This window comes from Spirulina major PCC 6313 (assembly GCF_001890765.1).
GTDB lineage: Bacteria > Cyanobacteriota > Cyanobacteriia > Cyanobacteriales > Spirulinaceae > Spirulina > Spirulina major.
Window position 1 is genome coordinate 4,543,392 of sequence record NZ_KV878783.1, and the last position, 25,715, is coordinate 4,569,106.

18 protein-coding genes are annotated in these 25,715 nt (G+C 54.5%); 4 read left to right on the plus strand and 14 right to left on the minus strand.

Annotation, left to right across the window (positions count from 1 at the left end; translation table 11 throughout):
- Positions 1-46: 46 nt before the first annotated feature.
- From SPI6313_RS20150 to egtC, 8 genes are all read right to left on the minus strand, one after another.
- The gene (locus SPI6313_RS20150) at positions 47-1,033 is read right to left on the minus strand and encodes an AAA family ATPase (protein WP_072622602.1); all 987 of its coding nucleotides are present in this window, start codon (positions 1,031-1,033) and stop codon (positions 47-49) included.
- 121 nt (positions 1,034-1,154) lie between these two features.
- Positions 1,155-2,966 carry an aspartate kinase gene (locus SPI6313_RS20155; RefSeq protein WP_072622603.1) on the minus strand — a complete coding sequence of 604 codons (1,812 nt, stop codon included), beginning with the start codon at positions 2,964-2,966 and terminating at the stop codon, positions 1,155-1,157.
- Between the two features lie 372 nt (positions 2,967-3,338).
- Positions 3,339-6,452, minus strand: coding sequence for an adenylate/guanylate cyclase domain-containing protein (locus tag SPI6313_RS20160; RefSeq protein ID WP_072622604.1), 3,114 nt, complete (start codon positions 6,450-6,452; stop codon positions 3,339-3,341).
- 31 nt (positions 6,453-6,483) lie between these two features.
- A complete protein-coding gene (locus SPI6313_RS20165) occupies positions 6,484-7,224 on the minus strand; it encodes a transporter substrate-binding domain-containing protein (RefSeq protein WP_245788914.1) in 741 nt (246 codons plus the stop codon).
- A 110-nt stretch (positions 7,225-7,334) separates the two neighbouring features.
- The gene (locus SPI6313_RS20170) at positions 7,335-8,312 is read right to left on the minus strand and encodes a glycosyltransferase family 10 domain-containing protein (protein WP_072622605.1); all 978 of its coding nucleotides are present in this window, start codon (positions 8,310-8,312) and stop codon (positions 7,335-7,337) included.
- Between the two features lie 208 nt (positions 8,313-8,520).
- Positions 8,521-9,954, minus strand: coding sequence for a serine/threonine-protein kinase (locus SPI6313_RS20175; RefSeq protein WP_072622606.1), 1,434 nt, complete (start codon positions 9,952-9,954; stop codon positions 8,521-8,523).
- A 95-nt stretch (positions 9,955-10,049) separates the two neighbouring features.
- A complete protein-coding gene (locus SPI6313_RS20180) occupies positions 10,050-11,315 on the minus strand; it encodes an SUMF1/EgtB/PvdO family nonheme iron enzyme (RefSeq protein ID WP_072622607.1) in 1,266 nt (421 codons plus the stop codon).
- On the minus strand, positions 11,293-12,072 hold the full coding sequence (gene egtC / locus SPI6313_RS20185; protein WP_072622608.1) for an ergothioneine biosynthesis protein EgtC: 780 nt from the start codon (positions 12,070-12,072) through the stop codon (positions 11,293-11,295). The genes SPI6313_RS20180 and egtC overlap by 23 nt, the downstream gene beginning before the upstream one ends.
- A 188-nt stretch (positions 12,073-12,260) precedes the next feature.
- Between egtC and SPI6313_RS20190 the strand changes: the two genes are divergently transcribed.
- On the plus strand, positions 12,261-14,168 hold the full coding sequence (locus tag SPI6313_RS20190) for an ArnT family glycosyltransferase (protein WP_072622609.1): 1,908 nt from the start codon (positions 12,261-12,263) through the stop codon (positions 14,166-14,168).
- Positions 14,169-14,281: 113 nt separating this feature from the next.
- Here the strand turns inward: SPI6313_RS20190 and SPI6313_RS20195 are convergent, their stop codons facing one another.
- A complete protein-coding gene (locus tag SPI6313_RS20195) occupies positions 14,282-14,878 on the minus strand; it encodes a Maf family nucleotide pyrophosphatase (protein WP_072623254.1) in 597 nt (198 codons plus the stop codon).
- A gap of 40 nt (positions 14,879-14,918) precedes the next feature.
- Positions 14,919-15,629, minus strand: coding sequence for a C40 family peptidase (locus SPI6313_RS20200; RefSeq protein ID WP_072622610.1), 711 nt, complete (start codon positions 15,627-15,629; stop codon positions 14,919-14,921).
- A 14-nt stretch (positions 15,630-15,643) separates the two neighbouring features.
- On the opposite strand from SPI6313_RS20200, the gene SPI6313_RS20205 reads away from it, so the two are divergent.
- Together SPI6313_RS20205 and SPI6313_RS20210 are read left to right on the plus strand one after the other, a co-directional pair.
- Positions 15,644-16,579, plus strand: a complete 936-nt coding sequence (locus SPI6313_RS20205; RefSeq protein WP_072622611.1) for a serine hydrolase — start codon at positions 15,644-15,646, stop codon at positions 16,577-16,579.
- A gap of 178 nt (positions 16,580-16,757) precedes the next feature.
- A complete protein-coding gene (locus SPI6313_RS20210) occupies positions 16,758-18,368 on the plus strand; it encodes a cellulase family glycosylhydrolase (protein WP_072622612.1) in 1,611 nt (536 codons plus the stop codon).
- A gap of 103 nt (positions 18,369-18,471) precedes the next feature.
- Here SPI6313_RS20210 and SPI6313_RS20215 read toward each other — a convergent pair whose 3' ends face one another.
- On the minus strand, positions 18,472-19,332 hold the full coding sequence (locus SPI6313_RS20215) for a M48 family metalloprotease (RefSeq protein WP_072622613.1): 861 nt from the start codon (positions 19,330-19,332) through the stop codon (positions 18,472-18,474).
- A gap of 182 nt (positions 19,333-19,514) precedes the next feature.
- On the opposite strand from SPI6313_RS20215, the gene SPI6313_RS20220 reads away from it, so the two are divergent.
- Entirely contained in the window at positions 19,515-19,889 is a 375-nt protein-coding gene (locus SPI6313_RS20220; protein ID WP_072622614.1) for a phosphomannose isomerase type II C-terminal cupin domain, read from the plus strand.
- Between the two features lie 239 nt (positions 19,890-20,128).
- Here SPI6313_RS20220 and SPI6313_RS20225 read toward each other — a convergent pair whose 3' ends face one another.
- From SPI6313_RS20225 to sbcC, 3 genes are all read right to left on the minus strand, one after another.
- Entirely contained in the window at positions 20,129-21,037 is a 909-nt protein-coding gene (locus SPI6313_RS20225) for a DUF4349 domain-containing protein (protein ID WP_072622615.1), read from the minus strand.
- A 95-nt stretch (positions 21,038-21,132) separates the two neighbouring features.
- The gene (sbcD, locus tag SPI6313_RS20230) at positions 21,133-22,419 is read right to left on the minus strand and encodes an exonuclease subunit SbcD (RefSeq protein ID WP_072622616.1); all 1,287 of its coding nucleotides are present in this window, start codon (positions 22,417-22,419) and stop codon (positions 21,133-21,135) included.
- A gap of 66 nt (positions 22,420-22,485) precedes the next feature.
- Positions 22,486-25,515 carry an exonuclease subunit SbcC gene (sbcC, locus tag SPI6313_RS20235; protein ID WP_072622617.1) on the minus strand — a complete coding sequence of 1,010 codons (3,030 nt, stop codon included), beginning with the start codon at positions 25,513-25,515 and terminating at the stop codon, positions 22,486-22,488.
- Between the last annotated feature and the right edge of the window lie 200 nt (positions 25,516-25,715).

Consider the following 25,715-nt stretch of genomic DNA (forward strand, 5'->3'; position numbering starts at 1 on the left):
TAGCTAAGGGAAAGGTCGATTTTTTAAATCCAAGTAATAAGTTGATTTACCAGTCAGTCATCGATTTACGCTCTACAATTGATGCAATTAGCTCTTCTTCCAAAATCGTTTTCCTCTTTTCTAGAACTGCGTTCTTTGCGACTTCCATACTCGCTCGAATAATTTCGGCCTGACTTAAACCTGCTGCGGATGCCAGAATGTCATCCCAAATTTTCCAGTCCAACCGAAAGGTTATAAGACGCGATTGAACCAATTTTTTTGTAACTTCAGGACTAGGCAAATCGTATTGAATTACATCATCAAAGCGTCTATATAAAGCCTTATCTAGAAGATCAGGATGATTGGTTGCAGCAATAATTAAACTATCGCTATCATCATTCTCCAAAAATTGCAAAAAAGAGTTTAAAACACGTCGAATCTCACCAACATCGTTTTTGCTAGAACGCTGTGATCCAAGCGCATCAAACTCATCGAAGAAATAAACCCCGCGAGTAGACGACATTGCCTCAAAGATCAGCTTTAGTTGAGTTGCTGTTTCACCCATGAACCTTGTGAACAGTCCCTCATACAGCACTGTAAAGAGAGGGAGCTTCAGTTCTCCAGCGATTGCTGCGGCTGTCATCGATTTACCTGTTCCCGGTGCCCCTACCAAAAGCAGCTTACGACGAGGGTTCAGATTATGTTCTTTCAAGAGGGTTGAGTTTGCTTGTTCAGTTACAACCCTCATCAACCTTTCATACAATTTCTCAGAAAGTACCATGTCCGCTAGACGCAAATCCGAATATCGGGCAGACAGCAGGTTAAGTAAATCGCCCTTCGGCTGGATTAGAGGGACTGGCCCACCTTGCTTGTTGACAAACCGAGATCTTTGGTCTTTCGCTTGATCGACTAAATTCCGAATCTCCTCAGCAACTTTTCCATGTCCTTGACGGGCCTCATGGGCAGCAACCTGCATTGCAACAGTAAAAAACTGCTGCTCTTCACCTTGTATATGACTCTTCAAGAGAGCGATGACTTGACGAGCGGTAGACATAATACAGGATGGGCACTTGAGTAGAACCGTTTTCCATATAGTGCCTTAAAAAAACTCCTCTCGTTAAAAAAAGTAACAAATAATCACTTAAAAGCTTTATCGAGATTGCAACTTTAAGTGGTTAGGCGGGGACTTCGATGCGGGTATCGCTGCTCAGTTCAAAGACCTCGTGGATCGCGTTGAGGGCGGCGACCCCTTCAGCGGCGGCGACGACGCAACTGATTTTGATTTCTGAGGTGGCGATCATTTTGATGTTGAACTGTTGCGCGGCGAGGGCGGCGAACATTTTGGCGGCGATGCCGGGATGGCCCTGCATGCCCGCACCGACGATGCTGACTTTGGCCACATCGGTATCGATCGCTACTTCCCCCGCGTCCCAGGTGGAGACCATGGGCATCAGGACGGCGCGGGCCCGTTCCACATCGGCGGCGGCGACGGTGCAGGCGATGTCGCGGGTGGGGGTGTTGTTGATGATCCGGCAGCGTTGGGATTGGATGATCATGTCCACGCTGATCGATTCGGCGGCGAGGAGGCTGAAGATGTGGGCGGCCATGCCGGGGTGGTCGGGGATGTGGCGGATGGCGAGTTGGGCTTGGGAGCGATCGAGGGCAACGCCGCGCACAGGGGGGAGGTCAGCGACGGAGGCGGGATGGGTGAGGCTTTGTTGGAGGGTGGAGGTGCTGATCTCGAAGCTGTCGCAGAGGGCGGCGATCGCGCGATCGCAATCCTGCGCCCCAATCACACAACTCACCTTCACCTCCGAGGTGGAGATCATGTCAATATTCACCCCAGCATCGGCGAGGGTTTTGAACATCGTCGCGGCAATCCCAGGGCGGCCAATCATGCCCGCCCCAACGATGGAAATTTTCGCAATGTCGCGCTGAACGAGGACTTCGGCGGCATCGCTGGGGTGATGGTCGCGGAGGACGGGGGCGATCGCATCGGCCACGGCTTCGGCAGGGGTGAGCAAGCCTTGCACGACGGTAAAGGCGATATCGTTGGTGTTGCCCTCGTGGATCGACTGGATGATTAAATCCACATCGACGTTTTGGCGGGCGATTTCGCCGAAGAGTTTCGCTGCAATGCCGGGGCGATCGGGGACGCGCAAGAGGGCGACTTTGGCCTGATCGGTGTCGAATTCCACCGCATCAACGGCTTTGGTAATTTCAAGATTGTGGAGCGATCGCGCCTGGGGCAGCGGCGACACCACCCGCGTCCCCGGCTCATCCGTCCAACTGGACAGCACCACGAGGGGAATCCCATAGTTGCGGGCAATTTCCACCGCCCTCGGATGGAGCACCTTCGCCCCCAAACTCGCCAATTCCAGCATTTCATCGCTGGTGATTTCCGGCATCAATCGCGCCGTGGGCACGAGGCGCGGGTCAGTGGTGAGAATTCCCGGCACATCGGTATAAATTTCGCATTGGCTGGCCTGGAGGGATGCCGCGAGAGCCACCGCCGAGGTATCCGAACCGCCCCGGCCCAGGGTGGTAATTTCTAAATCCGTGCTGCGGGTGATGCCTTGGAACCCTGCCACGACGATCACTTTGCCTTCGTTGAGGTGACGGCGGAGGCGATCGGTTTTAATTTCTAAAATGCGGGCGCGGCTATGGTCGGATTCCGTGACAATGCCCACCTGTGCCCCGGTGAGGGAAATCGCCTCTTGCCCCAAGGCCTGCAACGCCATACTGAGGAGGGCGATCGTCACTTGCTCCCCCGTCGAGAGCAACATATCCAGCTCGCGGCGACTGGGGTTGGGGGTGATGTCGTTGGCTAAACCCAGGAGGGTATCGGTGGTTTTGCCCATGGCGGAGACAACCACCACCACTTGATGACCGGCGTTGACAGTGCGCTGAATCCGTTGGGCTACGGCTTGGATGCGTTCCACTGTCCCGACGGACGTACCACCATATTTTTGAACAATAAGAGCCATGGCGAAATCTAGGGGAGCAAGAGAGTCACGTTATTTTAACCCCTCACTTTAGCAAAGGATATCCGGGCTGATTCAAGAGATTTTGTGGCGAAATGGATGAAGCCTTGAGTTTGGTAGGGCGATCGCGGGGGGATGGAGCAGCGATCGCTTTAAATTTCGTAATGTATGGTGATGGACTATGGTGATGGACAATGGAGCCGCAATCTGAAGCCATGACTCCAACGCAGACAGTGGAAATTTAATTTCCCATTGTGTGAGTGAGCCAGAGGCTCACACTACCATGACATTGATCCTCGTGCGAGCTTCTAGCTCACTGCTCAGTCTTCACGTTTGAGCGGTATTCACCCAGATTTGGAATCAAAACTGAAGCCCCTAACCCCCATCCTCCGGATTTTTATGGCCCAACAACCAATAGGTTTTCATGTCGCCCCGCCCGCGCACATCGATCGTGCCGCGTTCTTCACAGTCGAACTGATCGGCGATTTTTGCGTAGGTGGTCGCGGTGAGTTGAATCCGTCCTGGCATCCCTTGGGATTCCATCCGCGAGGCAATATTCACCGTATCGCCCCAAAGATCATAGCTAAACTTGCGAATCCCGATTACCCCTGCCACCACCGGCCCGGTATGAATCCCAATCCGCAGGTTAATCGGTTCACCGTCAGGATAAGTGAAACTACTAATCGCTTCTTGAATATTGAGGGCAAAGTCTGCGATCGCACTGGCATGATCTTCAAAGAAAATCGGCAAGCCCCCCACCACCATATAGGCATCGCCAATCGTCTTAATCTTCTCCAAATGATGCCAATCCGCCAACTTATCAAATAACGAAAAAATCCGGTTTAATAAATCCACCAACTCCGTCGCAGAAAGGGTCGAGGATAAATGAGTAAACCCCACAATATCCGCAAACAACAATGTCACTTCGCTAAACTGTTCCGCCACCAACCCCGTTGATCGTTTCAACCGTTGGGCGATCGTATGGGGCAGAATATTGAGCAGTAATTGTTCCGAGCGATGTTGTTCAGCCCGCAAAGATTCTTCGGCTAAGCGTCGCTCCGTCGTATCCGTCGCCACCGAAAGAATTTCCACTAATTCACCCTGTTCATCATAAATTGGTTGATTCGCCCAAGTCACCCATAATCGCTGCCCATCGCTGCGAATATTCTCATTCTCATGGACTCGATTTTGATTGGGATTACGCACAATTTCGGCTAACATCTCGCGTAAATCATTACCCGCTTGATCTTGGGGGGCGATAATCGTTCCCATAATATTTTTGCCAATAATTTCCGCTTCAGAATAGCCAAAAAATTCACAACCACGACGATTAATAAAGAGTAACGTCCCGTCGGGTTTCCAGCGGATAATCGTCGAACTTACATTTTGAATGAGGTGGCGAAATTCTGCTTCGTTTTTGCGCAGGGTTTCTGCGGCCTTTTCCCGCTCGGTAATATCTTCGGCAATACAGAGAATATACCGAATATCACCATGTTTATCCCGTAATGGCAGTTTAATTAAACGCTGTCGAAGAATATCCCGATAGTGATCACGAATGACCTCATGTTCATGAATAATGGTTTCTCCAGAGGCGATGATCTTTTGATCTTCTGTGGTAAATTGTTCGGCAATTTCTGGGGTTTCTAAATCATAACTATTAAATCCTAATGTTTCTGTGGCTTTCAACCCGTAGAGTTTTTCAGCACCGGGATTCCAGAGTACATAACGAAAGTCATTTTTTGCATCTTTGACAAAGATGGCGAGGGGAATATTTTTAACGATGGTGTTGAGGAATTGTTGGGAGCGATAGAGGTCTTGTTCGAGGGTTTTACGTTGGGTGATGTCGCGGGCAACCCAGAGCACGGTGGTGTCGGTGATGGCGGAAATGGTGGCAGCAAACCACAGTTCGCACTGGGTTTGGGGCATGAAAACTTTGTATTCTGTGGTGATACTGACGGTGTTGGCGAGGGCGGTTTGGATATAGCCTAAAAACTCATCGGCTTGTTCAGGGGGAAAGAGATCATGGTTGGTTTTGCCGATCATGGTTTCGGCGGGTTGGATCAGGAGGGCGGGGTTGGTGGAGGGAATTTTGAGGTAGCGTCCGTCGGCATCGGTGATGAAGACGAGTTCGGTCATGGCGGCGAAGATGCCCCGTAATTCGACTTCGGCTTCGGCCAGTTTGGCGGTGCGGCGTTGGACTTGCTGTTCAAGGAGGGTGAAGGATTCGGTGAGTTGGCTGGACATGGCGTTGAAGGCCTGGGCCAGGAGTTGAATTTCGGTGATGCGACCATGGCGGACGGTTTGATCGAGTTTGCCAGCGGCGATCGCTTGACTGGCGGTGATCAAGCGGGTGATCGGGCGGGTGATCCAGCGGGAGGTGAGCAGACCGAGAAAAATGGAGCAGATCAGGGCTAGGGCGCAGAGTTGCAGGGTGGTGCGCGTGTTTGCATGGATGCGTTCCATGAAGTCGGCTTCGGGGACGACGACAATGATCAACCAGTCGAGACCTTGATCATCACCGAGGGGGGTGACTTGGATGAATTGCCGTTCGTTGTCGAGGAAGAATTCGAGTTGTTGGGGGCGGTCGAGGGTGGTGAGGTCAGGATAGCGTGTTTGGAGGTGGGTGGCGGTTTCGGAGAGGAGGCGATCGCTACTATTGATCGCTTTAATCCGCAAGGTTGTCCCGTAGGTCATCAAAAACGGTTGATCGAGGGTGGAACTGGCCACCAACAGCCCCGATCGCTCCATGATGAAGGCCTGACCCGATGCGCTAATCTCCAGGGTTTTCAAAAAATTCCCCAGGGATGCGAGTTGTAATTCAGCACTAAACACTCCGATCGGCTCACCATCAGGGCCATCGATGGGTTGACTGAGGGGGTGGGCGAGGGATTGGGTTTCGATGCGGGTGTAGATGTTGCCCCAGGTGGGGCGATCGGCGGCGATCGCTTCCTGAAACCAGAGTTGTTCGCGCACATCGATCAGCCGCGCCTCGGTCTGAGGCACTGCCTGAAGCTCCCCCGCCTGATCCCACTGCAACTGACGCAGGAACGGCGGGTTTTGGAGTTGTACCCAGCCCTGAATCGTGCCATCGGCCAACCGTTTGACGCTGATTAAATCCCCCGCCACACTCCCAAATTGCAGCGTACTCAACTCCGGAAACAAGGTCATTTGTTGCTTAAAGGTGGCGAGTAAGGGGTCCCAATTTTGCCCCTGGCCATCCCAAAACCCCACTTGCACCGTGTTAGCGTTGAGTTGATTCACCGTTTCCGGTCGGGTAATATACTCCTGAAGTTGTTGCTGAATCCGAGCCGTCACCTCGCTCCGCAATTGCCCCGTCACATCATTCACCGCTCGCTGACCATTGCGCACAGAGAGCCATCCGGTTAGTCCCACCGCCACCATAATTTGAATCACAAAGGGGAGGACTAACAGGATGCGGAGGGAAATACTCTCAGGGGGCTGGAGAGTCCAGCGTGTAAACCACTTCAAACGATATTTTCAGAAGAATACAACAGCCTTCTTAATCAAACCATTTTTGAACGAGGGCTTTAATCTCACCATTGTCCTTCATTTCCTGAAGGACTGTATCAAACTTCTCGGTGTAGGGAGAGCCTTTCGGGAACGCGATCGCACTCCCCGCCGTCTCCGTGGGAACCCGATCCCCCAAAACCAGATCCGGATTTGAGGCGGTATATTTTTCCGCCACATTGCGCTCCACTACGATCGCATCCACGGTTTTTGCCTTCAAGCCCTGGATCAATTCCCCCACCTTCGCCATCGGCACTAAGGTGATTCCCTCCATCGCCGCCACAGCTTCCGCTTGAATCGTTTTTTCCTGAGCACCGATGGTCTTGCCCTGCAACTCATCTACCGTTGCGATCGGATTGCTCCCCATCGCCACAATCACACTTTCATTTTCGTAATAACGCTGGGTAAAGTCCACCCGCTCTAGACGTTCCGCCGTCGGACTCATCCCCGCCATCACAAAATCCACCTCTTCCGCTTCGAGGGCATCAATCAGGGTATCAAAATCCATATCACGAATTTCTAGGTCGTAGTTCAACTCTTCAGCGATCGCTGTGGCAATATCCACATCAAAACCGACAATTTCACCCCCTTGATCCTTAAACTCATAGGGGGGATAGTCCGCCGAGGTTCCCATCACCAAGGTTTGGGGGCCACTACAGCCCAGAATCACCCCACAGCTTAGAATCGCGAGACTGATCCAACGCCAACGGATCATAATTTGTTTCCAGTTCATCGCCACCACGTTTGTTCACAAAGGTACTGTCATACCCTATGCTCAATTGCCCTGTCAATCCGGATAATTATTACGAGGATTTACAAACAGGGGGCGATCGCGTCAGCGATCTAGGCGTTGACAAATTCTGAGAGCCAATGGACGAGATTAAGTTGATGGAGAATGATTTGGCGAGCTTCAGCGATCGCCTCCTGAGCCTCGTGCCAGGCATCAAGAGTAGACGTAACCTCCCGAAGATAGGCCGCCCCCGCCGCATCTAAACTGGGCAAGCGCAAAAAACTCCCTGGGGGCAGGAGGCGATCGGCCGCCGAGCCACCATGATAAATCGGCAAACACCAGCCCAGCAGCGCATCCCACAGCTTTTCACTCACATACCAATCATTATCGGCGTAGTTTTCAATGGCGAGATTGTAATAGTAGGGGCCGAGGGCGTTGGCTTTGTTCACCAATTCGCCGCGACCTTGGGCCCAGGCCGGAAGACCGCGCCCATAGAGATCAAAGGGGGTTTCGGTGTCGCGCAGGAGTTTGAGAAAGGCGAGGCGATCGCGGTGGCATTGGGTGCGGTTGATCCCGGAGGTAATCCAGCAGCAGCGTTCAGTTTTTTCCGGTGGGCCGAGGCTGTCCAGTTCCCGAAAACCGCGATTATAGTACCAAATGGCGGGCATCGGCTCTGGGGTTGGGGCCCAATCATCGGGGCCGGACACATAGCCGCAATAGTGCTGGGCTTGGGCGTAGGCGGTGCGGCGATCGCGCTCTTTTTCCGGGAAAGGCGGTTCACGGACGAGGGAAATAATCCGCTCTTTGGGCAGTTGAGCAAGGCGATCGCGCACCTGGGCATTCCGTTCTACTTGGGCTTGTCGTTGGGCGCGAACACTGCGCCGCCAGCGTTGCCCCAGGGGAATCGGGGTGGGTTCGGTGGGAAAATCGTGAAAATTATAAAGCAGCAGATAATCCGGATTCTGAGCCGGGGCGAGGATTTGGATCTTGCCCCACCGGCCGCAGGGGTGGGGGGTTTGGGACCAGAGCCAATCCCGTTGGGTCAAGCCCCCGTAACTGCTGATCATGCCAATGGTAAGCGGTGCGGTCATCGTCGGTTCCCCACATTCTCGCTCTAGCCTAGCCGATCTCGTTGCGATCCTCGCGACTGAGCCTCTGACCCACAATGAACCAAGCGCAAAACCTTGGAATTATTGCAGTCACAAGGTTTAGGACATCTAAAAGATACTTTCGGCTCAAAGACAATCGAGGGCTGAGCTTATCGACGGGTCAATGATTCTCAAAAAATCCCTGTAACCCTTAGATATTACAATCTGCAAGTCTTGACGCAAAAGAAGAACCAATCTCTTTCGATCCTCCCCAAAACCCTCTCCACCAAACCCACCACTCCCCTCCCACACACAACCCTGGGAGGTGTCCCTCCGGTGCTTGGGTGTTGAACGTTAAGTCTTTGTAGGACAACCAAGATTGCCTCTTTCGCCAGCCCACCGCATCCCCGAACGCTTTCCAGACCTGTTCATCATACTGCCTGGTTCCGCCCAACGTTTGATAAATCCGCTTCTGGATGCTAAACCCAAAACGCCCTTGGCTGTAATTCACCCAAAGCTGATCAATGGCGCGTAAATCCTCACAAGGGAACTTTTTAATATTGTCAATATCAAGCCAGCCTTCCTCGGTGCGGTTCGCCACTGCCAATATTTGCTTGACTGTTTCTTGATCCGCGTTCCGCCAATCCCCCGCCTTGAGCAACTCCGCCAACCGTTGATAGCGTTTCGGAACCCGAAGTGAGGCAGGCCGAGTTTGGGTTTTAGGCAGAGATGAACTCGTTTGAGGCGTTTGTGGTGAACGAACAGCAGATGGTTGTAAATCTTGCAGTACCGCTTGGGCAGATTGCGATCGCCTCTTTGGAGCTTGCTGGATTAAATGATCTAAAATTTGACCCAGTTCATCACTGACTGCATTTCCATTAAGAAAATCACGCCAAGCCCATTCCATTTCATCAGAATCGTACAAATCAAAGGGACTCATCTGCGTCAGTAAATGCAAACACGTTACCCCTAAACTATAGAGATCACTGATAAACTTAGCCTTGCCCATTGCTTGCTCTGGGGCGCAATATTCCGGTGCACCAATGATTGTTCCTGTCACTGTGCGCTGAACTTGCTTTAATACTTTTGCTGCGCCAAAATCAACTAAAACTAATTTTTGATCCGATGATTTCCGAATGATATTATCTGGCTTAACATCACGGTGAATCACATTTTTGCCATGTACAAAATCTAAAATCCCCAATACATCAATCAGTAATTCCCGAATTTGTGGCTCAGAAAAGACACCATTTTCTGCTAATTCTTGATCTAGCGTTTTACCATTGACGAACTCTTGCACTAAATACTGTTGGCCCTCGTCCGTAAAATAGGCCAACAATTCGGGAATTTGCGGATGATGCCCCAATTGTTCTAATTGTTCTGCTTCTTGGGCGAATAATTCCGCTGCTTTGCCAAGGCTGGCCGTTCCTTGCGCTTGGGGTAACAACTGCTTAATGACACAAAACGGTTTCGAGGGTTTATCTTCATCGACCGCGAGAAAGGTTCGCCCGAACCCACCCTGACCGATAATTTTTTTAGCCCAGTACCGCTCACGGAGAAGGAGTTTTTGGCCACACTTGACACAAAATTGATGGCTTTCAGGATTAGAGGGGTGGAGACAGGCGGGATTCAGACAATGACGCATAGTGGGGAACGCGATCGCAATACCGTTAAATTTTATCCTGCCTGGGTTGGAATGAAGGCGGAGCCAAGTCACGAGATAACGAGAGAATGAGGGGGTTAGAGCGATCGCACCAACCGCACCCCCACAAAAATTTCCCGCACCCAAGGCTGATACCAATTGCGAAAACTATTGCGCAGCCCCCAGGGTCGCGTCGCCCAACTGCCGCCGCGCATTACCTGATGTTGCCCATCAAAATAGGCCGCCGAATAGCCCCGATAGGGATAGGCCTCAAATCCTGGATAGGGCGCGAAAGGGGTCGCCGTCCATTCCCAGACATTGCCCAATAAATCCCAGCAGCCCGTTTTGCTTTGGCCTTGGGGGTAGGCATTGACGGCGGTGGTGTGGCCGATCTGGGTGTCAAAATTGCTGTGGTGGGGTTGGGGGGGATCTTCGCCCCAAGGATAGGGCCAGAGGGTTTCGCCGCTGCCATTGCTCCCGGCGGCTTTTTCCCATTCCCATTCCGTGGGTAGACGTTTGCCGACAAAATGGGCATAGGCTTCGGCTTCGTAGTAGCTGATGCCGCAGACGGGGTGGTGCTGCCCGGTGGGGTCGGGTTGCCAATGGAGGGGTTGGGTGATGGCGTGGGTGGTGCGCCATTGCCAACCGGCCGCGCTCCAATGGTCGGGGTTTTGGTAGCCGTCGGCGGCGATGAACTCGTGATATTGGCCCTGGGTGACGGGGAAGCGATCGCATTCAAACCCATCCACCCAAACCCGTTGGGCCGGTCGTTCATTATCCTGGGTTTCGATGCGATCGCACCCCACCACCACCGTTCCGGCGGGAATGATCACGCTGTCAAAGTCGGGACTGGGTAAGGCGGTCGCCGGAAGCGGGGGTAAACCGGTGGCGAGACGATGGAGAAAGGCCACGGTTTCGTTATGCTGGCTTTCGTGCTGCAAAAGCCACACCCAGAGCCGGACTTGTTGGTCTACCGGAGCGCGATCGAGATAGGCCAACACTCGCGATCGCACCTCCGCCAGATAGTCTAAAATCCAGCCCCGATCGGGTAAATTTTGCCGTTCGGCCTTGGGTAAACTATCCGCCGCAAAAAGACGATTGAGGGTGGGATCGAGGGGCTTTTCCCCAGCGCACTGCTGCAAAATCCACAGTTCTTCCGTCCAGCCAAGATGCCCCAAATGCCACCCCAGCGGGCTGTAGTCCGAATGCAGTTGGGGGCAAAAGTGGGAGGCGGTGATCCGGTCGAACAGGGCGAGGGTGCGATCGCGGCAGGCGGCCCAATGGTGACGGAGGACGGTACGGAGGGCAGCGCGATCGCCTTCCGATGTGAAAAGGGCAGGATCAAAGGGGGGTAATGGTGACATCAAGACTTGGTTCCACAATGAGACGACTTTGGGGCGGGCAGGGCTGCCAATTGCCTGCAAATAACGGTTCAGAGGCCAAAATCACCGCCTCCGGATAGTGGGGATCATTTTGGAGCCAGTAGAGGGTTGGCAGGATGTCAAAATTAGCGTAGCGACAGGCGATGAGGCGATCGCCCGTGCTGGCGATCGTGGTGGCGGTAAATTTGCAAAAGGGCGATCGCGCCAAGTCCCCGATTTGATGCAGAGCCGCTGCGATCGCCTCCTCTAAAGGCATTTGGGCCAAATAGGTCAGCACCAACGCATAGAGATATTCTGAATCCGTACTCCCCTGCACCCATTCATCCGCCTTTTCACTGAGCAAATTCCGAATCGGGCGGCGCAAGGTATGGCGAAACTGGTCAATATAGCCGTTATGACTAAACAGTAAATGCCCCTTACTAAACGGCTGGCAATTGCCCAAATCCACCGCCAAACCCGGCGTGGCACTGCGCACATACCCCACCATGCAGCGCGTTTCCACATAGCGCGTCAAATGGGGCAAATTCACATCATTCCAGATCGGGCAGGTGTTTTTGTAGAGATAGGGCAATTCGGCGCGATCGCTGTGATACCACCCCAACCCAAAGCCGTCGGCGTTGAGTAGGGCCTCCTGCATTTCTTGGGGGGCATAGCTTTGCACCACAAGGGAATGGGGCGGTTTAATCACAATGCGATCCAGTTGCAGGGGAGGGCCAAGATACGCCAATAAACGACACATGGGGCAAAAAATGACGATAAACAGAGCAAAAAAAAAGCCGATATCATCAGGCTTTCAGCCTTAACTGTATCCCAAATATTCCCCGGCGATCCGTCGTGGTGCGATCGCAGCCGCCACCCCAACCCGTGATCCTCCCTCGCTAGACTAGGGTGAGAAAATTCGCATCTCTATCCCTTGTTGGCAATTCCATGGAACACCGCCCCCACGAAACCCTGATCACCCACCTCATTGAACCCATCGTGATCCTGCTGACGGGATGGTGTGGCGCGATCGTCCTCGTGGGGATTCTTCTGGATCGCGCCCATCGCTTAGGTGATCCGACCCTGTGGCGGTTCGGTGGGGGGGTGATCGGCGTGGGGAGTGCGATCGCCCTTTGGCATTATTGGCGCAATCATCCCCCCAGCATCACCCCCCTTCGCCATGCCACCCACCCCGCCCGCCCCGCTGAAAAACTCTTTCTCCTCACCACCGCTGCGATCCTGGGGCTAAACCTGATCCTCTGCACCATCCTCTATCCGTACAACGTTGATAGTGCCGCCTATCTCCTGCCCCGCGCCCTCTACTACATCCAACACCAAAGCACTGATTTTTTTGATGCCAACTATTGGGCCCAAATTACCCATCCGGTCTATGGGGCGTATTTGAACATTGCCGCTTGGATGCTGTTGGGCTGGGAACAGTCGGTGAATTTGGTTCAATATTTAGGCGGTGTGGGGGGCGCGGTGGCGATTATGGGGATTGCGTTGCAGTTGAGCGATCGCATCCTGCCCGCCCTCCTCGCCGGTGGTGTCTTTTTGAACCTAACCATTGTCAACTTGCAAATGACCACCACCCAAGTGGAGTTATTAATGGGGGGATTGTTGGCCGGGGCGGTGTTCTTTGGCCTCCGGTGGGTTCAACGCCCGACCCTCCGGTATGCTCTACCCACGGCCCTCTGTTTTGGTCTGGCTCTGGGGATGAAAAGCTCGGCCTTGCTCTACGGCCCCGCCTTGGTATTCTTGCTCCTGTGGTATCAGGGGCGATCGCTGCGTCGCCCCTTCCTCTGGACATTTTGCGCCGTTTTATTGGGCGTGCTGCTGATTGTCTTCGCGACCGCAGGCTATGCCCAAAACCTCCACCAGTTCGGCGACCCCATCGGCCCGGAACTCGTCTACACCGAACATTCCCTCCCTGACATTTCCCTCCCCCAACGGCTGCACCTCGGCTTGATCAACATGGTGCGCTACGGCTCGCAACTGATTTCCCTTGATGGTCTCCCGGCCTGGGGGTGGATTCACTCGATCCATTCTGGGTCACAACGCCTGTTCCTGTTCCCCTTTCAGCAGGTGGGACTACCGATTGACCAAACCCAGTGGGCGCGATCGCCCTTCCTCCTCGATCAACCCCTTGCCCAGGAAGATGTGTCCTATTGGGGGGTGTTGGGCCTGTTGATTGTTCCGGCCCTTGGGTTGGCATGGATGCGATCGCAGCGATCGTTCCTGCCCCTGTCCCTCAGTTTCCTGATCTTCCTCGCCACCCAAGCCCTCACCTCCCAATACGACCCGTGGCGGGGTCGCTATTTCATTGCCGGGGCGGTGTTCGCCGTACCGCTGGTGGTGCAATGGTGGCAGCTTGACCGCCCCCAGATCATGCAGCGGGGGGTGGCGCTGTTCACCTCGCTGATCTTGATTACCGCGTCCATCTCTTCGATCACCACGCTCCTGTTTCGCGAAGCCTACCCCCTAATCCCCACCCAACAGGGAGAACAGCATTGGCCCTCGGTGTTCCAACTCAACCGCATTGAACAGTTAACGCGGGGCAATTTACCCCTCGCCCATGCCTTGGAGCGGGTGGGGAACTGGCTCGACGCACACCCCCAGCAGCGGCTGTATACGGTGCTGCCCGAAAGTTTCCCCGAATATCCCCTCTTTCAGGGTCAAACCGTTGTTCCGTTGAATGGTTTTATGGCGGGGTTCAAGCCAGGGGCGATCGCATCTCTGCCGCCGGGACTCCTGCTCTATCACGACACCCTTTACACCGCACCTCAACCCAGCGATCGCGCCTTTGGGCAGCACCTCTGGGGTCGGGTGATGGGGGATGATCCGCCGCCCCCATGACTTCAGGCCAACGGGCGGTTATAGCAGTGGTCGAGATCGCTAGGCCAGGCAAGGGGCTTAAGCCCCTTGTTCTGAGACATACCCTTGTCCTAATCTCTTCGACTCGTGCTATATCAGTGCGGCTGGGTTTGCCAAAACTCTTCGATGCTGTGGCCGAGTTCATTGAGCATTTCGTGGAGGAGGGGCAAACTGAGGCCGATCACGTTACTGTGGCAGCCGTCGAGCTTTTCCACAAACAGGCCGCCTTGGCCATCGATCGCAAAACACCCGGCGCAGTTCATCGGCTCCCCGGTGGCCACATAGGCTGCAATGATGCGATCGCTAATCGGGGCGAATTTAACCTGAGTGATGCCGCAACGAATCACCGACTGGCCCGTGATGCCGTCAAACAAGGCATGACCCGTGTAGAGGGTTCCCACCTTACCGCGCATCTGTTGCCAGCGTGCGATCGCGATTTCCGGCGTTGCCGGTTTACCGTGAATTTCCCCCCCAATCGACAACACCGAATCACACCCCAACACCAACGCCTGCGGATAGCGCGGCACAACCAATTCCGCCTTACACCGCGCCAAGGTATTCACCAACTCCACCGGATCAGCGATCTGCACTTGGTCTTCATCAAAGCCACTTTTACAGGTCAGAGCAGGAATTCCCGCTTGGGTGAGGAGTTGGTGACGGGCGGTGGAGGCAGAAGCGAGTACAAAATCCATAACACAGGTGCGATCGGGTTGATCCAAATTTTGCCACGATTTATTGATTCCAGCCGTCGCCGGGTTGGTAACTGTGCATGATCCGTCCGGCACTGTGGCGTAGGGGATAGTAGCGTGATCCGATTTCGCTGCCATCGGCGGTAAAGGGATCAATGCCGATCCCGTTGCGACCCCGTTGGACTCCGGAACTGTGGAGATAGCCCGCCGCGCCCGCATAGAGTGCCACATGGGAAATGCGGTTTTTTTCCGGTTCTTGGAAGAAGATCAGATCCCCCGGTTGGAGTTGATCAAAAGCGATCGCGGCTGTAAATGCCCCCTGTTGATAGGAATCGCGGGGGAGCCAAACCCCAACGGAGGCAAAGGCCGCCTGCATCAGGCCGGAACAGTCGTAATCGGGCGCGACCGTGCCGCCCCAAAGGTAATGATGGGGTTGAGCCATGGCAGCGCGGGCAAAGGCGATCGCACCCTCGATCCGGCGTTCAATCTCATCCCGTTCAACACGCACGGCGTGATAGGCCATGGGGGCGGGTTCGATCAAAGTGCGATCGCTCAACGCCAACCACGCCGGATAATCATCCTCACAAAGTTGCACCCGCACCGCATCCCCTTCTGCACCGATGATCCGCAATTGACGACCCGCCACCGCCTGAGTCGCCAACCCCGTACAGGCCGACGATGTGTAGAGATTAAGATTTTCGCGACAACGATACTCCCCGCTAGGAGAGGGGGCAAAATGAGGAGAAGTTGGCATCACTCAAGGATTTCATGCTGTTTTTTCAGAACGACGCGACCCTCGAACAACTCGGACAGGATGTACTCGCCGCCGCATGGGCCAAGTTTCCAGGCCTCGCTCGCAATCAGATCGCGCTCACTTGGATAGTGTATGACGATCCGGTGATTGTGAATACGGGCGGTGCGATTTCCTCCGGGGAGTTTTGGGGCTATCCGGTGCGGGGCTTTAGCTATCGGGGCGTTGAGCGAATTTATCCGGCCAGCGTGGTCAAGTTGTTTTATCTGGTGGCGATTCAGGAATGGCTCGAAAAGGAGATGGTCAGCACGTCGCCGGAACTAGAGCGGGCCATTGAAGATATGATCGTCGAGTCGAGCAACGATGCCACGAGTTTAATTGTGGATGTCCTCAGTGGGACGACGAGCGGGCCAGAGTTGCCGCCGGATCTATTCGCGGCTTGGGCGAAACAGCGTCAGATTGTCAATCGGTATTATCAAGCCCTGGGCTGGGAAGAGTTGCGCGGGGTGAATATTAATCAAAAAACCTGGGGCGATGGCCCCTACGGACGCGAGCGGCAATTTGTGGGGGAAACCTTGGAAAACCGCAATATGTTGACGACAGATGCGATCGCTCGTCTGCTCCATAGCATTGTGGGGGGCGTGGCGGTATCGCGCGATCGCTGCCAAACAATGATGAAACTCCTCCGGCGCTCCGCCCAGGCCAGCGAACTCCCCTCCAACGAAGAAAACCAAGTGATGGGCTTCATCGGGGAAGGTCTGCCCAGTCAAACCAAGCTCTGGTCTAAGGCCGGTTGGACTTCCCGCGTCCGCCACGATGCCGCTTACATCGAAGCCCCCTACACTCAACCCTATCTATTGGTCATCTTCACCGAAGGCCGCCTCAACAGCCAAAACCGCGAAATCATCCCCTTCCTCTCCCACACCCTCCTCCAAAAAATGACCGAACTCTAGCCCCAGCATTCAAGCCCCAGCCCAACTGACGAATGGGCTGGTTTCAAGCGGAGATGGTTAGCCGTAGACAGCTTGATAACTGGCTGGTGTGGGGAAGCTTTTGAGTTTAACCGCCGTCAGGAGTCAAAGCAGCCGTTTCTCACAACGAATCAGCTTTTCTCTCATTCCTTTTGTCTCCATGTTGAAAAAATTTTTACATCAGTTACGGGTGCAAGGACGACGCTACCGCCATCGGATTTATCTCGCCCTGGCGTTAATCACTCTCCTCCTGACTCAGGTTTTGTCCGGAGTGCAGGGTGCGATCGCCCAATCGCCTCCCCTCGTCACCCCCCTGTCCACCCAAGGCAGCCAAATTATCGATGCTCAAGGCCAACCCGTGCTGCTGCGGGGCGTAAATTGGTTTGGCATTGAAACCGAAACCCATGCCCCCCATGGCCTCTGGGCGCGGGGATATCGGGAAATGCTCCAACAGATTCATGGGTTGGGCTACAACGTGATTCGCTTGCCCTATTCGGTGCAAATGTTGCGATCGCAAACCGTGAGCGGCATTGATTTTAACCAAGGCAGCAACCGCGAGCTACAGGGTAAAACCCCCCTGGAAGTGATGGATCTCGTCATTCAAGCCGCCGAACGCGAAGGCTTGCTCATTCTTCTCGATTCCCATCGCCTCAATGATCAGCGCATTCCAGAACTTTGGTACGGGGACGGATTCAGTGAGCAGGACTGGATCGGAGCGTGGGAACAATTGGCCCGACGATATCGCAATCAAAAAAACGTGATTGGTGCAGATTTAAAAAATGAACCCCACGGGGCGGCCAGTTGGGGAACGGGCGATCGCGCCACAGATTGGCGTTTAGCCGCCGAACGGGCCGGTAACGCAATCCTCACGATTAACCCCCACTGGCTGATTGTGGTCGAAGGGGTGGAAAAAAATGTTCCGGGTCAAACCCTTACGCATTGGTGGGGCGGCAATTTGGAAGGGGTGCGCAATTTTCCGGTGCGGTTGAGCCATCCGGAACAGTTGGTGTATTCTCCCCATGAATACGGCGCAGGCGTTTACAATCAGCCCTGGTTTAATACCCCTGAATTTCCGAATAATTTAGAAGCTCGCTGGCACACGGGGTTTCAATACATTGCTGAGGAGAATATCGCCCCGATTTTGATTGGTGAATTTGGCGGTCGGCAGGTTGATGCACAGTCCAAAGAAGGCATTTGGCAGCGTCGTCTGGTGGACTATATCGACAAGCACCAATTGCATTTCACCTACTGGAGTTGGAATCCTAACAGCGGTGATACGGGCGGCATCTTGCGGGATGATTGGCAGACGGTGGATGCGCCAAAGCAGGCACTCTTACAACCCTTGCTGGGTCAATCGCTCACCGCGACAAATCCAAGCCCAGAACCCGCCCCCGCTCCTATCCCGACCCCAACTCCCACGCCGCCCCCAACTCCCACGCCAACCCCTAATCCTCAACCCCCCACCAGTGCTGGCGCGATCGCAGCCAAGGCCGTCATCCAATCGGATTGGGACGATGGATTTTGTGTCAATTTCGAGGTGACGAATGGTGGGGCGAATCCCCTAGACTCGTGGCGGCTTCATTTTCAGATGAACCAAGCCACGATTAACAACAGTTGGAACGGGGACATCCAACGCCAAGGCACACAATACACGATCACCCCTCCAGGCTGGGCTCAGGTGCTCCAGCCGGGTCAAACCAATAACAGTATTGGGTTTTGTGCCCGCAAGACTGGGGCGGACTATCAACCGAGGGCGATCGCAGTTCATTAACTCCCCCCAATGCAAAACAGTGGGTTTCTCGCTGGGAGAAACCCACTGTTGCGATTGGTTGGGAATTAAATCAGAGGGGCGCGATCGCACCCTCTCCGCACCCCTACGCAGCCACCAATTGCCGATCCAGTTCGAGAAGTTTTTGTACCCGGTCTGCGGTGCTGGGGTGAGTGGAAAAGAGTTTCGCGAGGGTGTCGCCACTGCCGCCGCCGAAAATCAGCAGGGTTTGAAAGGCAGGATTACCGGGCATCGGCTGTTTTTTGGCCGCCTGTTCGAGGCGTTGCAAGGCACTGATCAAGGCGCGGGGATTCCCTGTCAAACGGGCGGCACCAGCATCGGCGCTGAATTCACGGGTGCGCGAAATGCCCAGTTGTAAGATCGTCGCAGCCAAGGGGGCGACAATAATCGTCAGTAATAGACCGAAACCGTTGCTATTTTCGCGATCGCGCCCACCACCAAAGAACATCAGGCTATAGCTGGCCATCTGAGCGAGGAAGGCGATCGCCCCGGCGATCGTGGCGGCGACGGCTTGGGTCAAGGTGTCGCGGTTGATCACATGGCTAAGTTCGTGGGCGAGCACCGCTTCTACCTCCGCCGGGGTCAACATCTTGAGCAGTCCTTCCGTGACGGCGACGGCAGCATGTTCCGGGTCGCGCCCGGTGGCGAAGGCGTTGGCCGCTTCGGTGGGAACCACATACACCGCTGGCATCGGGAGATCCGCTTTGCGGCTCAAGGTTTCCACAATGCGATAAAGATCCGGGGCTTGGGCGGCGGTGACGGGTTGGGCTTGATAGGCCGCGAGGGCGATGCGATCGGAATAATACCAAGAGCCAAAATTAGTCAGGGCAGCCAGTCCGACCCCCAGGATCGCCCCGCCCCAGCCGCCAATGATCGTGTAGCTAATCCCGATCAGCAGCGCACTGAGGACAGTCAAGAGAATCAACGTTTTGGTTTGGTTAAACATGGCGGTTTGGGAGGTTGCTTTGTATGACTTGATCCTAGCGATCGCACTTCCTCCCCGGCTAGGGTAAAATCCGTCCTTGCAAGGGTCGGGCAAACCCGTAAAACGGCTTAAGATTTGATCCCGAATCGGTGCAGATTTCGCATAATCGAAAGTATCAGTTTCAGCCCAAGGAGAATCTATCCATGAGTGACACCAACACCACCGAACAGCCCCGCCCAGGTATCCGCGTCGAAGAACGCCCTTGGGGAACTGTCACCGTCCTCGAAGAAGGCCCCCGCTATCGGATCAACCGGATCGAAGTCAAGCCCCAGCACCACATCAGCACCCAAATGCACTACCACCGCAGCGAGCACTGGGTAGTCGTGTCGGGAACAGCACGGCTCATTTGTGACGGCAAAGAAACATTATTAATGCAAAAACAATCCACCTATGTGCCGATGAATGTGCAGCACCGGGTCGAAAATCCGGGGGTGATTCCCTTGGTGATGATTGAGGTACAAAATGGGGAATTTTTGGGCGACGAAGATATTATTCGCCTGCCGGATCAGGAGAGTTAATGACCCCGTAATCGGTGGGTTACGGCGGATTGCTAAATTGCAGTGATAACGGGAGTTTAAGCCGCCTAACCCACCCTACAATCAAGCCTGATTTTAGCAATGCCATCACACTGCATTTATAGCAATCAACAAGGGCATTAAGACAGGCAAAGGGCTTAAGCCCTTTGTTCCAGAGTCTCTGAATGTCCTAACCGCCCTAGCTAGTGCTTTATTGGCTCATGATGGGAAATAGGGGCAGCCTAATTCAGGGGCGCATCGGAATCCGTGGTCCTGGGTGGGGCGATCGCACGTTGCCGTCGTCGCACCGCCCAAGCGATCGCACCCATGCCCAGCCAATAGGGGCTGTAGACCAACAGCCACACCCCCAAGCGCAGGAATCCGAGGGTAACGCCCTGGAGGGAATCACTGGCCTGCTGCCAGGTTGCGCCCAATTGGGAGGAGAGGGGCGGGCGAGTGGAAGGGGCGATCGCGGTGGTTTCTAAGGTCATCGTCAGGGTGGAAAATGCCACTTGATTGCGGAGATGACTAGCCTGGGCATCGATTTGCTCAATCTGTTGGCGCACCGCACTCACTTCCTTGGAAACCGTGAGCACATCCGCCATCGAACCCGATCGCTCCATAATTTCTAACAAACTCGCCTCCGTGCGCCGCAAATTCCGCAGCCGTGCATCCAAATCCACCAGTTGATTGCTCACATCTTCGGCGGTGATCCGTTGCTGACGGATGGTGCCAATCGTCTGTAAATCCTCCATCGTTCGCTCTAACTCCGCTTGGGGAATGCGTACCTGTAAAAAGGCTTGGGGTGAGCGGCGATCGCCCTCATTCAATTCCAAGGTCAACACATCCCCCTGCCGTTGCCGTACCAGTGCCGTCAGTTCATCCAACGCCGTCCCTAAGGAATCCACCGCCAGAGTCACCTCCGCCCGTTTAATTAATTGGGGTAGGGTTGCTGTGGGGGCGGATTCACCCTGAAAACTCGCCGCATTTTGGGGGGCACTGGCTGATTCCGTCTGTTCCAGGGCAACATCACCCGCCACGTTTGATTCCAGCGAGGGAGCCGCGCCACAACTGGCCAAAGCCAGGAGGCTCACCCCCGCTAGGGTGAGGGATTGCAACGAGTGGATCAGGGGACGGGATGCAGAACCCATGGGGAACCTCCAAGACAACAGTGCTACACTTCAACTCCACTATGGGCGACTTCGGATAGAAGGCAGCACTGGTTACCATTTTGGTAACGCTAGAATTAATCGTGCTGGGCAAAGAGGGGTAGCGCGATCGCTTTACCCTCCTCCGCACTTAACAGGTGTTCGGCCGCGGCGAGCATCGCCTCGCGGTAAGTCTGCAATGATTCATGGTTATCTAAATAGGTTTGCAGGGCTTCGATGGGGTCAAGCGATCGCGCCGCATTCAATTCCGGCACGCGGGGACGCACCAACTGACTCACCAACTCCGGACGAATGCTGTAGTGATGGGCGATCGCTAACGCCTCGTGAAACGCTTGGGTGTCCACCTGATCCAATTGTTCGGGGCGAATTTGATAGATTAAGCGCACCACCGCATCGGTGATCGGAGCCTTTTGAATCGCCCGCACAATAGCCGTTTGGGGGTCATCGAGGCTGGACACATCGAGCTTAATCGTCCGGAAGGGGCGCACCTCAACGGGGCAAAAGTCCCATTGCACCGATCCCTTCGTCACCGTCACCACCACATAGCCCTTCTCTTCCTTTTCCTCACTAAAATCCACCCGATCAATACTGCCGGGATAGATGATCGGCGGGTCATTGTTGGGGTTGAGGTTTTGGTGTTTATGGACATGGCCGAGGGCCACATAGTCCAGTTCCGGGCGAATGAAGAGGCTCGCCGGCAGGGTGAACCCCTTGCCCACCGCGAGTAATCGCTCGGCTCCTAGGGTGGCGCGATCGGCCATGACATGGGCGAGGAGTACCGTGGGCAGGGTCGGGTCACACTGGCGAATTTCGGCTTCGAGGACGATTCGTAAGCGGTCGATCAGTTTCTGGTTGACCTCATCCATGGCGAGGCCTGCGGTTTCCGGCTTGGTGAGCAGGGCGGCATTGTTGAGCCAGGGTAGGGTAATGATTTGGATCGGGCCGTGGGTGGTGGGGATGGTATGGGTAGCGATCGCATCCCCAATGATGAACCCCGGCACGGCCAAGGTGCGATAGATCGATAAACTATTACCCCCCACGCCCTGGGCCTGTTGATCATGGTTGCCCACCAATAAAACCGTGGGAATCCCGGCATCGGCCAAACGCCGGAACTGGGTCGCAAACTCCCGCTGCACATAGGGTAACGGGGTGGCATTGGGAAAGGCATCCCCGCCAAACAGAACTAAATCCACCGGCTCGGCCAGGGCGCGATCGATACAAGTCCGCAAGGTTTGGACGAAATCCTCTAGGCGTGAATTTAACCCCGTTTCGGGATTAATCCGGCCATGGTTGAGGCCGCTGCCGAGGTGAATATCTGAAAGATGCAGAATTTTAATCGGGGTGGGGGAATCGGCTTGGGTCATGGGAATTTTGAATCAATCATCTGGGTGGGTAGGAGGGATCGGCGGGGACAGTGGGGAAAACGTGGCTTAACTGGCGAGGGTCAAATATGATCCGTTTGTACCTTTCGCCACTTCGATGCGGTGTTGAAAGGCCTCTTTAAATTGGGGCATGTGGGTGACGGTGAGAATACAGGCAAAATCCGGCGCGATCGCATTAATCGCCGCCACTAAGCGATCGCACCCATCGCCGTCCTGGGTCCCAAATCCTTCATCAATAATCAACATCTGCAACGCCGCCCCCGATCGCTGGGCCAACAATTTCGCCAACGCCAACCGAATCGAAAAATTAATCCGAAAACTTTCCCCCCCCGAATAGGTTTCGTAGGGGCGCGTCCCCTGAGCATCGGCGATTAAAATATCGAGGGTGTCGATCATTTTCGTCTTTTTTTTGCGTGAACTTGACCCCTTACCCGCCCGCTGGGTGACAAACTGCACATGGAGTTGATTCCCCGTTAAGCGTGTCAAAATCCCATTGGTTTCCGCTTCTAATTGAGGCAATAAATTCTCAATCATCAACGCCTGAATCCCATTTTTACCAAAGGCTTTTCCTAACTCTTCATAGACTCGGATTTGATGCTTAATTTGCTTTAATTCCCCTTGCATTGTGTTGTGATCCTGTTCGACTTGGATCAGTTCTTCGAGTTGTTGGTCTATTTTGCCCTGTTGACGTTTGAGGTCATCCAGTTGACTTTGGCGGCGGTGAATCTCCTGCTCTAGACGCTCAATTGCGGGGCGATAGTCCGGCAGGGTTTGCATTTGTTCAAGCAGGGTGGCAAGTTCCTGAACGAGGGTTTGTCGTTCGCGGTCTTGTGTGGCTAAGCGTTGGGCCATTTGCGCGGCTTGGGCTTGTAAGGGGGGGTAGTCGTTTTGGGCGGTTTGGAGGTGATGATGGTCGAGTTCCCATTGTTCATGGGTGCGAATCTGTTGCCGCAGGTCTTGATGGTGTTGGTGATCGTAGCCCAAGGCCGCGAGGCGATCATCAAGGGCTTTAATCTCCTTGGCGAGGTCTGAGGTGGTTTCGAGATCAGCGATCGCTTGGTGATCCTGTTGGAGGCGATCGCGCAATTCCGGCATGAGGCGATCGTAGTCTGCCTGCTTTTTTTGGGCCTCTTTTAATTGGTTGGCCTTGGCTTCTGCCCATTGGAGTTTACGTTCTTGGGCGCGGGCGAGGCTGTGGGTTTTTTCGTCGTAGTTTAAGTCAGCAAGGGTGGCTTGCAGTTGGGTTAATTCCGTTTGAATGTCTTGGGCATAGTGACCCGCTGCGAGGGTTGCGTCGAGGGTTTGCAATTCAGCATCAATCTCCCAGAGGCGTTCTTGAATTTCGCCAATCCGTTCGAGGCGATGATCGAGGGTATTGGCCCGTTGGCTGAGGGTGTCGTAGTCCGCGAGTTCCCGCTCTAGTTCCGCTTGTTCGGCCTGGAGGCGGGTTTGGAGTTGCTGACAGTCGGTGAGTTGTTCTTGGATCAGCCACAGTTGTTCGCGATACCGTTCCTGTTCGGTCTGATTTTTTGCGAGGACATGGGCGCGATCGCTCTCGTCTAAGGGGCGATCGCAGAGGGGACAATCCGCCCCCGGTTGCTGCAACAACTGCCATTTTTGCTCTAGCTCCACAATCCGCCGCTGCAAGGCCTGATACTCCGCCTCTAGCCCCGTTTGTCGCCCATGCTGCGCTTGGGTTTTCGACCGCACCCGCTCTTGATAGGTGCGTTTGTGGTCTAGGGCGGTTAATTGGTCTCCCACGGTCAAAAGCTGTTGACGCAAGCCCGCCCCCGCTGCCTTTTGGTGTTGTAATGTTTCCCGTTCGCGCTGGAGTTGCTGCTGTTTGGCGGTGAACTCTGCCCGCGCTTGGCTTAATTGGATTTCGAGTTGATTGTGCTGCTTGAGGAGGGGTGAAACTTGGAGTTGGAGTTGATCCAAAGCCTGCACCCGTTGACGGCAGGCGGCTAATTCTTGACACCGTTGCTCGATGCTCTCGGCCTGATTCAAGAGCGGATCAAGGTCGCGGCGTTGGGCTTCGACGGCGGCGAGTTGGGTTTGGGTTTCGCGGATATTGAGTTGGATTTGGTTGCGGGCTTGGCTGAGGTCGCGCTCTAGGCGTTGGCGGTCTTGGCGGGCGGTTCGGTCGGCGGTGAATTGACTGGCGAGGGTGGCTTCTTGCTCGCGCCATTGTTGGAGTTGATGGTGATTGGCGGCGATCGCCTCTTGATTGTTCAACAAGGCCTCTAGGGCCTGCATCCGTCGGGTCAGGGCTTGATGATCCTGTTGGAGGCGATGATGATCTGCGTCAAAATCTCGGAGGCGGCTTTCTTGCCAATGGCGTTGCTCGGCCCAGCGATCGCGTTCATGATTTTGTTTGCGTAACTCCTTCAGTTCCTGTTGCTGTTGGCTGTGCTGTTGTTCGAGGTTTGTGAGGGCGGCGGCAATGTCGGTTTGCTGTTGAGCGATCGCGCCTCGCTGGGCAATACGCTCCGTAAGAGGGTCGAGGCGGGGCAGGAGGGCGGCTTGTTTCACGTTTAAGGCTTTGGCGGTCTCTTTGGCGCGATCGGCCAGGCGTTCGTATTGGTCGAGCTTCAGCATATCTGCGAGGATTTTTTTGCGATCGCTCGCCCCCCGCAACATAAACTCATCAGCCCGTCCCTGGCGCAGATAAGCCGAATTCACAAAGGTGTCATAGTCCAACTTCAGCACCTCGATAATCTTATCTTGGGTGGCTCGTATCCCTTTCTCGGTCAACGGTCGAAAATTACCTTCACCACTGTCTACCTGAAATTGCAACTCACCACTGCGGCCCCTAGGGCGCGATCGAATCACCCGATAGGTCACCTCACCACTGATAAACGTAAAATCCACCCGCACCGACGTTGCACCGGTTTGAATCACATCATCATCACTACTGGCCCGGCTTTTCCCCCACAGCACCCAGGTCATCGCTTCGAGGAGTGAGGATTTCCCCGCCCCATTGGCCCCACAAATGCAGGCCGTATGTAAACCCCGAAAATCAAGGGTTGCCTCGCCGTAGCTGAGAAAATGTTTGAGGGTCAGTTGCAGCGGAATCATACCAGCACCTTTACGCTACATACCAATTAGGGTTTACATGAATACAAATACTCTATCCCGATCCTGAATGGCAATTAAAGCGTTTGGTTGAGCATCGGAAATGTCCTAGGCTCGCAGCGGCGATCGCACCGGGGAAACTTTCAAAAAAATTATGGGGTGCAATTTTCCGGCATTCAAATTCTTATGTTAGTCTAGTAGTG

What these genes read in the sequence shown, in the direction of transcription:
- egtC (WP_072622608.1), bottom strand. Translation starts at nt 12,072, where the DNA reads ATGTGTCGTTTATTGGCGTATCTTGGCCCTCCCCTGCAACTGGATCGC.
- sbcD (WP_072622616.1), bottom strand. Translation starts at nt 22,419, where the DNA reads ATGACCCAAGCCGATTCCCCCACCCCGATTAAAATTCTGCATCTTTCA.
- SPI6313_RS20150 (WP_072622602.1), bottom strand. Translation starts at nt 1,033, where the DNA reads ATGTCTACCGCTCGTCAAGTCATCGCTCTCTTGAAGAGTCATATACAA.
- SPI6313_RS20225 (WP_072622615.1), bottom strand. Translation starts at nt 21,037, where the DNA reads ATGGGTTCTGCATCCCGTCCCCTGATCCACTCGTTGCAATCCCTCACC.
- SPI6313_RS20170 (WP_072622605.1), bottom strand. Translation starts at nt 8,312, where the DNA reads ATGACCGCACCGCTTACCATTGGCATGATCAGCAGTTACGGGGGCTTG.
- SPI6313_RS20200 (WP_072622610.1), bottom strand. Translation starts at nt 15,629, where the DNA reads ATGCCAACTTCTCCTCATTTTGCCCCCTCTCCTAGCGGGGAGTATCGT.
- SPI6313_RS20155 (WP_072622603.1), bottom strand. Translation starts at nt 2,966, where the DNA reads ATGGCTCTTATTGTTCAAAAATATGGTGGTACGTCCGTCGGGACAGTG.
- SPI6313_RS20195 (WP_072623254.1), bottom strand. Translation starts at nt 14,878, where the DNA reads ATGGATTTTGTACTCGCTTCTGCCTCCACCGCCCGTCACCAACTCCTC.
- SPI6313_RS20165 (WP_245788914.1), bottom strand. Translation starts at nt 7,224, where the DNA reads ATGAACTGGAAACAAATTATGATCCGTTGGCGTTGGATCAGTCTCGCG.
- SPI6313_RS20220 (WP_072622614.1), top strand. Translation starts at nt 19,515, where the DNA reads ATGAGTGACACCAACACCACCGAACAGCCCCGCCCAGGTATCCGCGTC.
- SPI6313_RS20175 (WP_072622606.1), bottom strand. Translation starts at nt 9,954, where the DNA reads ATGCGTCATTGTCTGAATCCCGCCTGTCTCCACCCCTCTAATCCTGAA.
- sbcC (WP_072622617.1), bottom strand. Translation starts at nt 25,515, where the DNA reads ATGATTCCGCTGCAACTGACCCTCAAACATTTTCTCAGCTACGGCGAG.
- SPI6313_RS20180 (WP_072622607.1), bottom strand. Translation starts at nt 11,315, where the DNA reads ATGTCACCATTACCCCCCTTTGATCCTGCCCTTTTCACATCGGAAGGC.
- SPI6313_RS20215 (WP_072622613.1), bottom strand. Translation starts at nt 19,332, where the DNA reads ATGTTTAACCAAACCAAAACGTTGATTCTCTTGACTGTCCTCAGTGCG.
- SPI6313_RS20210 (WP_072622612.1), top strand. Translation starts at nt 16,758, where the DNA reads ATGTTGAAAAAATTTTTACATCAGTTACGGGTGCAAGGACGACGCTAC.
- SPI6313_RS20190 (WP_072622609.1), top strand. Translation starts at nt 12,261, where the DNA reads ATGGAACACCGCCCCCACGAAACCCTGATCACCCACCTCATTGAACCC.
- SPI6313_RS20205 (WP_072622611.1), top strand. Translation starts at nt 15,644, where the DNA reads ATGCTGTTTTTTCAGAACGACGCGACCCTCGAACAACTCGGACAGGAT.